The sequence below is a fragment of the Peribacillus psychrosaccharolyticus ATCC 23296 genome, assembly GCF_000305495.1.
GTDB classification, from domain to species: domain Bacteria; phylum Bacillota; class Bacilli; order Bacillales; family DSM-1321; genus Peribacillus; species Peribacillus psychrosaccharolyticus.
Window position 1 is genome coordinate 24,916 of record NZ_AJTN02000006.1, and the last position, 12,545, is coordinate 37,460.

Below are 12,545 nucleotides of genomic sequence, written 5' to 3' on the forward strand. Positions count from 1 at the left end.
TTATATCCAAAAATAAGACGGTATCTTTTTATTTTGGTACTGCTTAAGATAAGATGGTGAGAAGTTCAACTATTGGGAGGACCATATGGGAAAAAAGCTTGTATCACTAGATCACGTTGTTTTTAACTATGAAGGTTCGGACAGTCATGCAATAAATGATGTGTCCTTTGATATATATGAAGGTGAATGGCTTGCCATTGTAGGGCATAACGGGTCAGGTAAGTCGACGCTAGCTAAGCTATTAAATGGTCTTCATTTTGCTAGTTCAGGTGTTATTACCATCAATGGCTCTGAATTAACTCAAGCTACGGTTTGGGAGGCTCGCCGAAAAATAGGGATGGTCTTTCAAAATCCCGATAATCAATTTGTTGGAACAACGGTTGAGGATGATGTGGCTTTTGGTTTAGAAAATAACGGAATACAGCAAGATATCATGGCTGAACGTGTTAAGCGTGCCCTAATGAAAGTTAAAATGGATGCATTTCTTGATCAAGAGCCGCACCATCTTTCCGGAGGCCAGAAGCAGCGAGTAGCGATAGCCGGTGTATTGGCGTTGCAGCCAGATATTATTATTCTGGATGAAGCTACCTCTATGCTAGATCCCAGAGGACGTGAAGAGGTCCTGGAGACGGTTCGAGAGCTTAAAGAGGAAAACGTTCTGACTGTTGTATCAATTACTCATGATTTAGAAGAGGCAGCAAAGGCGGATCGGATCATTGTAATGAACAAAGGCCAAGTGCATCGTGAAGGAAGTCCAATCGAAATTTTTCGTCTTGAAGATGAACTGATTGAGCTCGGACTTGATATACCATTCTCAGTAAAACTGAGTAAGGCGCTGCAGAAGACCGGTCTCGATCTTAAAAATGACCATCTGACAGAGGAAGAGCTGGTGAAGGAATTATGCGAATTACACTCGAAGATGTAGAATATCGTTATTCAGTGAACACACCTTTTGAGCACTTGGCATTACATGATGTGAACATGACGATTGAACCTGGGACATATACGGCTGTTATAGGTCATACAGGTTCTGGTAAATCGACACTTCTTCAGCATTTAAATGTATTGCTCAGACCGACTAAAGGACGGGTGATCATTGGTGAACGAACAATAAGAGCTCAAAAGAAAAAGGAAAAAAACTTAAAATCTATTCGGCAGAAGGTCGGCATTGTTTTTCAGTTTCCTGAGCATCAATTGTTTGAAGAAACAGTCGAAAAGGATATTTGTTTCGGACCAATGAACTTTGGGGTACCCGAAGCCAAAGCAAAGGAACTTGCTCGGATCGCATTAAAGCAAGTGGGGCTTGAACAGGAAATTCTTAAAAAATCTCCATTTGATTTATCAGGCGGCCAGATGCGGCGTGTGGCCATTGCTGGTGTTATCGCAATGGAACCAGATGTGCTCGTTCTTGATGAGCCGACAGCTGGTTTAGATCCACGCGGACGCAAGGAAATTATGGATATGTTTTATCAGCTTCATAAGGATAGAGGCATTTCTACAATACTCGTTACACATAGCATGGAAGATGCGGCCCGTTATGCAGATGATATTATTATCATGCATAAGGGAACGGTTTATCAAAAAGGAAAGCCAGAGGAAATCTTCTCAAAGCCTGATCAATTACTAGAATTGGGTCTAGATGTTCCAGATACAGTGCGTTTTCAGTTAATGCTGCAAAGAGAAATGGGTATCCGGTTTGCACGCCCGAGCTTAAGTCTAGAGGATTTAGTAGCTGATATTAAAGAGGCGATGGAACGGGGGAACCGCTTATGATGGACAAAATGATTTTTGGCCGTTATGTTCCTGCGGATTCTGCCATTCATAAAATGGATCCTCGAGCGAAGCTAATGCTCGTATTTTTATTTGTATGTACGATTTTCTTGGCGAATAATGTAGTGACATATGGTCTTGTTGCTATCTTTACTATTGGACTGATTATTTTATCAAAAATACCTCCTCGTTTTCTATATAACGGATTGAAGCCGGTGTTCTTATTAATTGTTTTCACCTTTTTGCTTCATATTCTTTTCACAAAAGAAGGAGAAGTCATCTTTGAATTTGGTATTTTAAACATTTATGAAGGCGGTCTTAAACAAGGTGCGTTTATATCGTTACGATTTACTTTCTTGATTTTGGTCACGTCCTTACTGACATTGACGACGACTCCTATCTCTATTACAGATGGCATGGAGGAGCTGTTGAATCCGTTTAAAAAGTGGAAACTGCCGATTCATGAGCTTGCCCTGATGATGTCCATCTCACTGCGGTTTATTCCGACATTGATGGAGGAAACGGACAAAATTATGAAAGCACAGGCAGCCCGAGGGGTGGATTTCACTTCAGGACCTTTAAAAGACCGAGTTAAATCAATTGTTCCACTGCTTGTTCCATTATTCGTAAGCTCATTTAAACGAGCTGAGGAACTTGCAACTGCTATGGAATCAAGAGGTTACCGAGGCGGTGAAGGAAGAACGAAATACCGTCAATTGAGTTGGAATACTCGTGATAATCTTCTAATGGCAGCACTCGTAGTGCTTGCTGTCTTACTATTCTTATTACGTTCATAATGAGGGACAAGATATGCACAGAATAAAATGTACAATCTCGTATGACGGTACCATGTTTGCTGGGTATCAAGTTCAGCCGGATAAGCGTACGGTTCAGAGTGAGCTGGAGACAGCACTAGCAAGGATGCATAAAGGACAGGGTGTCAAAGTGACCGCCTCTGGCAGGACAGATGCTGGTGTTCATGCCAAAGGTCAAGTCATTCATTTTGATACTCCTTATACAGTACCGGTGAAAAATTGGCAAAGAGGTCTCAATTCCCTCCTGCCTGATGATATTGCTGTTGTGAAAGCTGAAGTAGTTGAGGACACATTTCATGCTCGGTTTGATGCAACAGCGAAGGAATATCGCTATTTTGTATCACGTTCAGCTCAGAAAGATCCATTCCGAAAAAATTATATGTACAACTTCCCATTTCCTCTGGACCTGGAGCTTATTAAACAGGCAATTTCTCATCTCCTTGGGACTCACGACTTTACCAGCTTTTGCTCTGCAAAAACAGAGGTGGTAGATAAGGTCCGCACGATTCATGAAATTGAGCTCTATGAAGAAGGAGACGTACTTGTATTTCGTTTTAGAGGAAATGGCTTTCTTTATAATATGATTCGAATCCTCATGGGGACATTATTGGAAATTGGAAATGGAAAATTAATTTCCAGTATGGTCCCGGAAATTCTTCAAAGTAAGGATCGAAGCGCCGCGGGAAGGACTGTTCCAGGCCAAGGTTTATACCTCTGGGAAGTTGAATATAAAAAGTCTTAAAAAAATATTTTCAGGACAACTAAACCTGGTGTAACATTCTCTTGACAATGGACTTGGTAGAAGGTAATATAATATGGTATGAATTTTAATCCCGCGATAAGCCCCGGAATCTTATTGTGATTGAAAATAAATATAACTAATGAAACAATTTTTAGGAGGGTAATTATGCGCACAACATTTATGGCGAAAGCCACTGAAGTTGATCGTAAATGGTATGTAATAGATGCTGAAGGTAAAACTTTAGGTCGTCTTGCTAGTGAAGTAGCATCCATCTTACGTGGTAAACACAAACCAACATTCACACCTCACGTAGATACTGGTGATCACGTGATTCTAATCAATGCAGGTAAAATTCATTTGACTGGTAAAAAATTGACTGATAAAATTTATTACCGTCACACTATGCATCCAGGCGGTCTTAAAACAAGAACTGCTCTTGAAATGCGTACAAACTATGCTGAGAAAATGCTTGAGCTTGCTATTAAAGGTATGCTTCCAAAGAATTCTCTTGGTCGTCAGATTTTCAAAAAATTGCACGTATATGAAGGCGCTGAGCACAAGCACGAAGCTCAACAACCAGAAGTATACGAATTACGCGGATAATTATTAAAGGAGGTTAACTATTTTGGCACAAGTTCAATATTATGGTACTGGTCGCCGTAAGAGCTCAACAGCTCGTGTACGTTTAATCCCAGGCGAAGGTCGCGTTATCATTAACGGACGCGATATCAACGAATATATTCCTTTCGCAGCACTACGTGAAGTTGTTAATCAACCACTAGTTGCTACTGAAACTACAGGCACTTACGATATCCTTGTAAACGTAAAAGGCGGTGGATACACTGGCCAGGCAGGCGCAATCCGTCACGGAATTGCACGTGCATTGTTGTTAGTAGATCCTGAATACCGTCCTGCTCTTAAATCAGCAGGTCTGTTAACTCGTGATCCTCGTATGAAAGAACGTAAAAAATACGGTCTTAAAGGCGCACGTCGTGCACCTCAGTTCTCAAAACGTTAATATCTCTTTTATATCAACGTTTCAAGGCTCTCAACCATTATTGGTTGGGGGTCTTTTTTTGTGACTCTAAAAACTCTAAAAACTTTTGACCACATTTTGACCACGAAATTATTTTTGACCTCATATCATAACTCAATATATCTTTGGAATTTTTGTGCTGTTTGCTCTTTTAGTGTATCCGTAACGTGAGTATAAATGTTCATCGTCATTTTTATGTCAGAGTGTCCTAACCGCTCTTGTACTTCTTTAATACTTGCACCTGCTTCAAACAACAGGGATGCATGAGTGTGACGTAAACCATGAATAGTAATTCTGTGAAGCTGGTGTTTTTTTATTACAATTTCAAGCTTTTCATTAGGATATGCTAAGCGGAGAGGAGATCCATCATCCCGAGTAAAAACCATCTTTCTATCCTCAAGGTGATTTACAATAGCTAAATTCGTTTCACTTTGCCGTATACGCCATTTTTTTAGTAAAGATGTGGTTTGAGTACTTAAACTGATTAGACGTCTAGATTCCTTTGTTTTAGATGTTTGAAAGATAAACTCTCCCTTGTTGTGAAAAAGAGTTTTTGTAAAGCGAATAGAGCCAGTTTCCAAATCAATATCATCCCATGTAAGAGCTAATATTTCACCTTTACGTGCCCCGGTATATATTAGTAGATGAAAAAGTACGTAATCACGAAGAGCTAATTCTTGTTTTGTTATTGCTAAAAATTGTTTCATATCATCCTTATTCCAATAATTGCGCTCAGCTGCCTCGTTTTCCTCACTGTACAATTCCTTTTGCAGTCTTGGTATACTTACATGCTCTAACGGATTCTTTGTTATAATGTCCATTTTGACAGCATATTTAAAAACTTGGTTTGCTTGGATTTTTATATCGTTAACAGATGTAATTAATTGAGCAATTTCGTTTATCATTTGTTGACAGTATGTTTTGTTAATTTCCTTTATTTTTAATTTTCCAAAACGGGGTATTATATGCTTACTAAATTTTGATTCAATACTCTTCTGGGTGCTGGTCTTAATGGTTTTTGAATGATTTGAAAACCATTGGTCAAATACATCCTTATAGGTAAGATTATTATTACTTAGGGATAAACCATTAGCTAACTCTTGTTCAACTCTTGACGCAGCTTGTAGTGCTTCTTTTTTTGTTCTAAATCCTCTCCGAGTTGTAGTTTGTCTTTTTCCAGTTTCGGGATTAATACCTGTATCTAGTTTAAATAACCACATTTGACCTTGTTTCGTTGTGTATTTTTGAAAAGATGCCATTTTATTACCTCGTGAATTCTTATTTTATAGATGGTAAATTGCAAATTGCATTTGTAATTTCCAGCATTAATTAATTTCTTTTTTTTCTTTTTGTTTAGTTTGTATTCATTTATCCAATTTTCTATTTGGCTTGTTGATATATTTAACTTTTTTGCTTGATCTTCTACACTGCTATCATTGTTTAGAATAGCGTGTATGGCCCTATTTTTTGCTTTTCTAAAACGTTCAGCTTTTTTAATAGTTTTCTCATTACTTAATCTATTGAGCTTATCTGTAACCGCCCTGTATATTTTCCTACATTCTTCTTTTCCACAGGTCATTTTTCGCCAGTTACCTGTCCCCTCCAATGAATACGTCATTCCGCAACAAGGACAAATTGAAAATTTAATACGGTTCGTATCAGCAATAAATAATTCTATCCATGCTAATTCGATTAAACTTTTTACACCGTGAATACCAATATCATTATCAGAAAAACGACACCCTTCTGAAATAATAGGACTGATATGAATTTGCATAATTGCAGTGGAATATATCGAATGATAGAACTCTGCCATAAAAGTATTTTTACTTACAGCCGGCTTATCTTTCCAAAAACCATTTGAGTGCAAATTGGTTTCTAAAGTACTGTTAAGTTCCGAAAGATATACATCCATTCCTACATTTGAATTACTTTTCTGTTTATCGGTTGCGCGAGAAAGCATTAATAAAGTAATAATTTCAAAAAGATTTTCCACATTAATAGTTATACCGGAATGAGCGTCTCTTACTCGAAGATGACCTTCCTCACCCATTTTAAGAAAAAACCCTAATAACTTAATTGATTTTTTATTAATAGAGGCTTCTAACTTATTCACAAGATCCGCTAAGTTGAGATTCTCTAATTTGGTTTCCTTGGGGTAAACCTCAATAAATGAAGTAGAAAATAAATTTATAAAAGGTAAAATGTTTTTTTTATCCGAGTAGCCCTTAGAAATAAGAATTTCGTTATCCAGATTAGTTTGCTTTCTAGTAATTCTAAATATCTTTTCGTGTTTTTCTGAAATTGAATATACTGTCACAGTTTGATCATTAAAATTTTCATTAGTCTTGGACAAGCCTTCACTCCCCGTTCTATCTAAATAATTAGCGCGGTCACGTTCTAAAGTTAATTTTACTAAACGTGACAATTATTGCTATTATTAATATACAACATCAATACCAACAAGGGAAGGGGATTATTCGATTGTTTAAACGTAATAAGGAAATTAGGCAAGCTAAAGGTGATATACCATTATGGGCTATTGCAGAACGATTAGGAGTCCATGAAAACACCTTTTATAACTGGATGAAAACAGAAATGATAGGAGAGCGAAGACAAAAAGTTATAGTAGCTATTAAAGAAATAAGGGAAGAATTGCAGAAAGACTAGGGGGAGCGATTTTGAATTTAAAACTAGAGATACCAGAAGATACGATCTTTCTAAATCGTTCAGATTTAAAAAAAGTACTACAAGAATTGTTAGTTGAGTTGAAAGATGATAAGTCACTTAATGAAATTATGACAATTAGAGAGGCAGCAGAATATTTAAGAGTAAGTATACCAACAGTTCGTAACATGATAGCCAATAAAGAAATTCCTTATTTTCAAAGAGGGCAAGTAATTCGCTTAAATCGTATGAATGTTAAGGAATGGCTGTGGAACACCTCAGAATTTTAAATACTTGAAGCTGGAGTGGGTGGGGTGGTATGGCAGGATGGATTAAAGTTCATCGAGATTTATTAGATAAACCTATTTGGGTAGAATCTACACCTGAACAAAAAACGATCCTAATTACTCTCCTTATGATGGTAAATCATCAAAAAAGAGAGTGGGAATGGCAAGGGAGACCATATAACGTTGAGCCAGGCCAGGTTATTACTAGTTTGGATTCTATAGCTCAAAAGAGTGGGAAGGGCATATCGATTCAGAACATCAGAACAGCCTTAAAAAGGTTTGAAAAATACGGATTTCTAACAAACAAATCAACAAATAAAAGTAGGCTCATAACCATTATTAATTGGGTAGCTTACCAAAAAAATGATGACGAATTAACAAGGGAATTAACAGGCAGTCAACAAGCACGTAACAGGCAGCTAACACCTAACAAGAAGGATAAAGAATTTAAAAATGATAAAAAGATAAAGAATAATTCCTTTCGTAAGCTGGATTCTTACGAAGAGGATAGTGCTCCTTTTCAGTTATCATTAAGGCTATTAAACAATATTAAAAAAAATATTACTGGATTTAAAGAACCTAATCTTCAAAAATGGTCAGATGACTTTCATTTGATGATGAAAAGAGACAAGCGCACGTTTGAACAAATTGTATGCTTGATTGATTGGTGCCAAAAAGACTCTTTTTGGAAGTCAAATATACTATCTCCAGCTAAATTAAGAAAACAGTTTGATCAATTAGTTTTGAAGAGTCAATCTGAGAAGCAAACAAAAGAAAAAAATAAAAGCATTCAACAGTTCTCTGTAAACCGTCCTAGTCATTGGGAAGAACCGAAACCCTTAACAAATGAAGAATACAGTCGAATGAAAAAATCAGAAGCTGAGTTGTTTTAATAGGAATAGGAGTGAGGATGATGGATGATAGCAAGCGATTTTTAAGTATTGATGATATTTTTAAGGATGCTGTTAAAAAGATAGTTCCAATATTAGCTGATAGTGATGAATTCGAAGCAAAATATCTACATGGATTATCTTGTTTAGGTTGTGGAGAAGAAACGGCAAGCGGTCTATTTTATCGTAAATTCAATCAGAAAGAATGGCTTCTTGCTAATAAATCAATGAAATGTTCAATTTGTTTGGACAGAGAGGCTTTTAAGGTTTATCAAAACAAAAGCTTAAAGGAATTAAAGTCATCTGTAGGAGAAAGGCTGACAAAAGAATATTTTCTTCCTCCTGAAGCTTTAAAGGGAGCTGGATTCAATAATTATCAAGAAACAAATACCATCACTGCTGGAGCTAAGGAAAGAGCAGTTATATTCACCAAATTGTTTTTAGAATCCACGGAAGATTACTACAACCTTTTGATTATGGGTAATCCAGGAACTGGTAAGACGCATTTGTGTACGGCAATTGCCAGGAACATAAAGAAAAAGGGTTTTACGGTAGGCTTTTTAACTACGGGAAAATTACTATCAATGATTAAAGAAACTTACCAAAAGGGAGCTGCTAAAACAGAGGTAGGGATTTTTAGAGATCTTACCAGACTTGATCTTTTAATTCTAGATGATGTTGGATCGGAAGCAAAAGGAGGAAGTGATGATTGGAGAAAAGCTATGATTTTTGAGGTAGTGGAAAGCCGGAGTGGTAAACCGACAATCTATACCAGTAACTTGACAGACACAGACTTACCCTTTGCTGTGGGAGAAAGAGTCTTTAGCCGCTTCTACAATAATACAAAATTTATTGACCTATTTACAGATGATTTCCGTAAAAGATTCCAAATTAATTAAATAGAGAATTGATAAATATTGTGGATGTGATGAGAGAAGGGAAGGTGATGTGGTGTGAAGGATAATAAAACTAGGCAACAGTTTATTGAAATGCGAGCGAAAGGGATTAGCTTTGATAGGATAGCTAAAGAATTAAAGACAGCTAAGTCAACGCTTATTGAATGGTCAAAGACTTATCTTATAGAAATTGAAAATTTAAAGGCTATTGAATTGGAAGCTTTGCAACAACAATTCTTTGTAACAAAAGAAGCAAGAATAGAACTTTTGGGGAAACAAATGGAGCGGATTAAAGAAGAACTTGAAAACCGGGATTTTTCACATGTTCCAACAGATAAGTTACTAGATTGTTATAGCAAAGCGTTGAACCAATTAAAACAAGAGGAAATGGAAATTATATTCAAACGTAAACCCGAAACGCGAGATATAATAGCACCTACCTTAGTATCTTGGAAACCATAATAGGTCTAAAACAATACTGGTGCCCTTAGAGTTGGCCTCCCACAGATGAACCATTAACGATGAGAATAGGAAATACATTAAATTTATATTTGTAATCACACAATTTTGTTCTCAGATCTGGGTCTGTTTTTGTATATCTAAATTACTCAGATTGTATATTTAGGATAAAGGCTGGGTTGTAACCCAGCCTTTATCCAAAAAATCCCCTAACTGTACCGTACAACCACCCCGATTCATATAGTGCCTTATATTTTTAAAAATAAATATTAGCTTAAAAAAGAAAAAAATGTAATTTAAATTAGGAATATTTGTTATTATATTCTTAAGATAAAATGAATTAGAAGAGGTGTAGACATGAACGTTAAGATAGAGCCTGGGAAAATACTTGATAATAAAGATATAACAAGAATTTTCAAATGTGCTCCTCAAGGCGGCATGAGACGTTCAATTGAAACCAATACCTTAGTCTTAGTTTCGGACCATACAAAATCCTTATATGAAGATCGTTGGGATGGAAACATATTTCATTATACAGGCATGGGAAGAGTAGGAGATCAGACATTAACATCGCAAAATAGAACGGTAGCCGAATCATTGAATAATGGTATAGAAATGCATTTATTCGAAGTATTCGAGACAAAAAAATATCTGTACCTCGGAGTCGTAGAGTTAGTAGCTAACCCGTATCAAGAGGAACAGTTGGATGATAACGGAATGAAGCGACAAGTTTGGATATTTCCTCTTAAATCTATAAATAATCAAAAAAAATCATTGTTCCGGATTTAATTATTAGAATGAAAGAAGTCTTGCGGGAAAAGAAAGTAAGAAAATTGGACAATGGAGAGCTAGAGAATAGAGCCAGAACTGCTAGGAGAAAGAGTAGTAAACGGAGAACTGCCACAACTACATATGAACGTGATCCTTATGTATCAGAATTTGCAAAGCGTTGGGCAAAAGGTATATGTCAGTTATGTAATCATCCTGCACCATTTTTGAACAAGAATGGCGATCCTTATTTACATACACATCATATAGAGTGGTTATCACGTGGCGGAGAGGATTCTATTTATAATACGATCGCTCTATGCCCGAATTGCCATGATAAAATGCATATAATGAATTTAGAAGAGGACATAAGAGAATTGAAAGATAAGGTTATATTTAATGTTGGAATAGGATAATGATATTCTAAGATATTAAGTATGTTAATCCAATGTGAAATGTTAACAACTATTTGCTTTTAATTGATCATTACTCCATAAAACTTCAACGTGTGTGTTATGATAGATGATAAAATTTGTTGGGAAATTTAAGAAAAAAGAAAAGGAATTATATTTGGGGGAAAAACAGTGGCTAAAAAGAATTATTATGCAGTGAAAATTGGTAGAGTTACAGGTATTTATGAAACATGGGTTGAATGTCAAAAACAGATAAATGGATATACTGGAGCAGTATATAAGGGATTTGCTACAAAAGAGGAAGCAGAACAGTTTATAGGTGATACTTCTTCACTTCCAGTTGTGCAAAGTGAAAATAGTAATTTAGATATTAAAGATTATCTTAGTAAACTTGATGAGGAGACATTAGTAGCCTTTGTCGATGGGAGCTACGATGAAAAGTCTAAAGTTTATGGATATGGTGTTGTTTTAGTAAGTAAAGATGGAACGACAGAAGAAATAATAGGTTCTGATAATAATAAAGATTACGTTGATACTCGTAATGTAGCTGGTGAAATAGAAGGCGTACAAAGTGCAATTACTCATGCCGTTGGTAAAGGATATAAAAGAATTGCTATATTTTATGACTATACTGGAATTGAGAAGTGGGCAAGTGGAGAGTGGAACGCTAAAGCTGCAATAGCAAAGGATTACGTGGTCTTTATTACAGATATGAGAAGGTGCATAGATATTGAATATCATAAAGTAAAAGCACATTCTGGTATTGAATATAATGAAAAAGCTGATGAATTGGCAAAAAGGTCGTTATTAAAGAAAGGTATTAAAAATAGTTCTGACGGTTGTGTTACTATAACTGGTATTGCAATGGATGAATTTGAAAGCATATTTGAACTATTGATGATTAGTAATCCTGTTATTAAAGTTAAGGGAGTTGGAGAAGTTAAAAAATGTACAAATTACATAATATCTCTTAATAATGATAGGGTTGTAGTTTCGTGTTGGAAAAAAGGAACAACTACCATTCAAGGAAAACAATCAAAGTTACTCGAAGAGCTTATGATGTTAGTTGTTGAGCTTTTACCGGGTAATGGAGAGGTTGTTGAATTACTTAATGATTATCATGAAGTAATTATCGAACAACATAACATAGATGTGAAATTCAGTAATTTAATTCCTCATTTCACTAAATCTAAAACGAATGATCAGAAATTAATAAATGCACTTAATCAAGCCGTATATAATACAATGTTAAAAGGTGATAGGCCTGAGTATACGGACTTAGCAACGCCCGCTCTTAGAGCAATTGAGTATTATTTGTATAAAGTGTTTATTAATAAGGGTATAATGAGTGTAGACGATAAAAGGCATGGTTTTTGGTGTTTTGAACCTGTCCCAGGGTATGACAATGTTTATCAAATTAAAAAAAATCAATATGAAGTCCTTTTTTCTCGGGACGAGTTATTATATATTAATGAACTTTATAATTTTTATTATAACAATAGGCATACATTAAATCATTGGAATAAAGATTCAAAATTGACAAGGGATCTAAAAACGATGGAAGAAGCAAGATCTTTAATCATTAGTAATTTAGCGTTGATTGATAAGTACTATACTGTATTTTAAGAGGTGTAATTATGAAGAATGTCGCAATTGAATATTTAAATGACTCTTCTTATGTTGCTCTTCTAATTACTTTGAGTTCAAATAGTCCAATCGATTTAATTAGAGATTTTGTAATTGAAAATGACTTTAAATTTTCAGGTAAGATCATTGTAGATAGTATTTTACACTCCGGGAAT

General features: G+C 35.6%; 16 protein-coding genes. 14 read left to right on the plus strand and 2 right to left on the minus strand.

Annotation, left to right across the window (positions count from 1 at the left end):
* Positions 1-85 precede the first annotated feature (85 nt).
* The 6 genes from WYK_RS01185 (at position 86) to rpsI (ending at position 4,345) form a co-directional block, all read left to right on the plus strand.
* Positions 86-925, plus strand: a complete 840-nt coding sequence (locus WYK_RS01185; RefSeq protein WP_040372578.1) for an energy-coupling factor ABC transporter ATP-binding protein — start codon at positions 86-88, stop codon at positions 923-925.
* Positions 901-1,773 carry an energy-coupling factor ABC transporter ATP-binding protein gene (locus WYK_RS01190; RefSeq protein ID WP_040372580.1) on the plus strand — a complete coding sequence of 291 codons (873 nt, stop codon included), beginning with the start codon at positions 901-903 and terminating at the stop codon, positions 1,771-1,773. Before WYK_RS01185 ends, WYK_RS01190 begins: the two co-directional genes overlap by 25 nt.
* A complete protein-coding gene (locus WYK_RS01195) occupies positions 1,770-2,567 on the plus strand; it encodes an energy-coupling factor transporter transmembrane component T family protein (protein WP_040372581.1) in 798 nt (265 codons plus the stop codon). The genes WYK_RS01190 and WYK_RS01195 overlap by 4 nt, the downstream gene beginning before the upstream one ends.
* Before the next feature lie 13 nt (positions 2,568-2,580).
* Positions 2,581-3,327, plus strand: a complete 747-nt coding sequence (gene truA / locus WYK_RS01200) for a tRNA pseudouridine(38-40) synthase TruA (protein ID WP_040372582.1) — start codon at positions 2,581-2,583, stop codon at positions 3,325-3,327.
* Positions 3,328-3,492: 165 nt separating this feature from the next.
* Entirely contained in the window at positions 3,493-3,930 is a 438-nt protein-coding gene (gene rplM, locus WYK_RS01205; protein WP_040372583.1) for a 50S ribosomal protein L13, read from the plus strand.
* Positions 3,931-3,952: 22 nt separating this feature from the next.
* Positions 3,953-4,345: a 30S ribosomal protein S9 gene (gene rpsI / locus WYK_RS01210; RefSeq protein WP_040372584.1), complete on the plus strand. Its 393-nt coding sequence runs from the start codon at positions 3,953-3,955 to the stop codon at positions 4,343-4,345.
* A 125-nt stretch (positions 4,346-4,470) separates the two neighbouring features.
* On the opposite strand, the gene WYK_RS01215 is transcribed toward rpsI, so the two are convergent.
* Together WYK_RS01215 and WYK_RS01220 are read right to left on the minus strand one after the other, a co-directional pair.
* Positions 4,471-5,622 carry a site-specific integrase gene (locus tag WYK_RS01215; protein WP_040372586.1) on the minus strand — a complete coding sequence of 384 codons (1,152 nt, stop codon included), beginning with the start codon at positions 5,620-5,622 and terminating at the stop codon, positions 4,471-4,473.
* Entirely contained in the window at positions 5,565-6,791 is a 1,227-nt protein-coding gene (locus tag WYK_RS01220) for a hypothetical protein (RefSeq protein WP_152526367.1), read from the minus strand. Before WYK_RS01220 ends, WYK_RS01215 begins: the two co-directional genes overlap by 58 nt.
* A 56-nt stretch (positions 6,792-6,847) precedes the next feature.
* Between WYK_RS01220 and WYK_RS01225 the strand changes: the two genes are divergently transcribed.
* The 8 genes from WYK_RS01225 to WYK_RS24725 all read left to right on the plus strand — a co-directional run bounded on the left by WYK_RS01225 (position 6,848) and on the right by WYK_RS24725 (position 12,369).
* Positions 6,848-7,033: a hypothetical protein gene (locus WYK_RS01225; protein WP_040372588.1), complete on the plus strand. Its 186-nt coding sequence runs from the start codon at positions 6,848-6,850 to the stop codon at positions 7,031-7,033.
* An 11-nt stretch (positions 7,034-7,044) separates the two neighbouring features.
* Positions 7,045-7,320 (plus strand): helix-turn-helix domain-containing protein, encoded by a 276-nt coding sequence (locus WYK_RS01230; RefSeq protein ID WP_040372590.1) that lies wholly within the window; start codon positions 7,045-7,047, stop codon positions 7,318-7,320.
* 29 nt (positions 7,321-7,349) lie between these two features.
* Complete coding sequence (locus WYK_RS23105; RefSeq protein ID WP_051387246.1) at positions 7,350-8,210, plus strand: hypothetical protein; 861 nt, start codon at positions 7,350-7,352, stop codon at positions 8,208-8,210.
* Positions 8,211-8,227: 17 nt separating this feature from the next.
* A complete protein-coding gene (locus WYK_RS23110; protein ID WP_081704709.1) occupies positions 8,228-9,106 on the plus strand; it encodes an ATP-binding protein in 879 nt (292 codons plus the stop codon).
* A gap of 54 nt (positions 9,107-9,160) precedes the next feature.
* Complete coding sequence (locus WYK_RS01245) at positions 9,161-9,565, plus strand: hypothetical protein (RefSeq protein ID WP_040372591.1); 405 nt, start codon at positions 9,161-9,163, stop codon at positions 9,563-9,565.
* Positions 9,566-9,919: 354 nt separating this feature from the next.
* Entirely contained in the window at positions 9,920-10,351 is a 432-nt protein-coding gene (locus WYK_RS25350; protein ID WP_235782409.1) for an HNH endonuclease, read from the plus strand.
* Positions 10,352-10,359: 8 nt separating this feature from the next.
* Positions 10,360-10,746: an HNH endonuclease gene (locus tag WYK_RS25355; protein WP_235782410.1), complete on the plus strand. Its 387-nt coding sequence runs from the start codon at positions 10,360-10,362 to the stop codon at positions 10,744-10,746.
* Between the two features lie 168 nt (positions 10,747-10,914).
* Positions 10,915-12,369: a ribonuclease H1 domain-containing protein gene (locus WYK_RS24725; RefSeq protein ID WP_051387248.1), complete on the plus strand. Its 1,455-nt coding sequence runs from the start codon at positions 10,915-10,917 to the stop codon at positions 12,367-12,369.
* Positions 12,370-12,545 lie beyond the last annotated feature (176 nt).

Coding starts and splice junctions, on each gene's coding strand:
- WYK_RS01185 (WP_040372578.1), top strand. CDS start 86: ATGGGAAAAAAGCTTGTATCACTAGATCACGTTGTTTTTAACTATGAA.
- WYK_RS01190 (WP_040372580.1), top strand. CDS start 901: ATGCGAATTACACTCGAAGATGTAGAATATCGTTATTCAGTGAACACA.
- WYK_RS01195 (WP_040372581.1), top strand. CDS start 1,770: ATGATGGACAAAATGATTTTTGGCCGTTATGTTCCTGCGGATTCTGCC.
- truA (WP_040372582.1), top strand. CDS start 2,581: ATGCACAGAATAAAATGTACAATCTCGTATGACGGTACCATGTTTGCT.
- rplM (WP_040372583.1), top strand. CDS start 3,493: ATGCGCACAACATTTATGGCGAAAGCCACTGAAGTTGATCGTAAATGG.
- WYK_RS01215 (WP_040372586.1), bottom strand. CDS start 5,622: ATGGCATCTTTTCAAAAATACACAACGAAACAAGGTCAAATGTGGTTA.
- WYK_RS23105 (WP_051387246.1), top strand. CDS start 7,350: ATGGCAGGATGGATTAAAGTTCATCGAGATTTATTAGATAAACCTATT.
- WYK_RS23110 (WP_081704709.1), top strand. CDS start 8,228: ATGATGGATGATAGCAAGCGATTTTTAAGTATTGATGATATTTTTAAG.
- WYK_RS25350 (WP_235782409.1), top strand. CDS start 9,920: ATGAACGTTAAGATAGAGCCTGGGAAAATACTTGATAATAAAGATATA.
- WYK_RS25355 (WP_235782410.1), top strand. CDS start 10,360: ATGAAAGAAGTCTTGCGGGAAAAGAAAGTAAGAAAATTGGACAATGGA.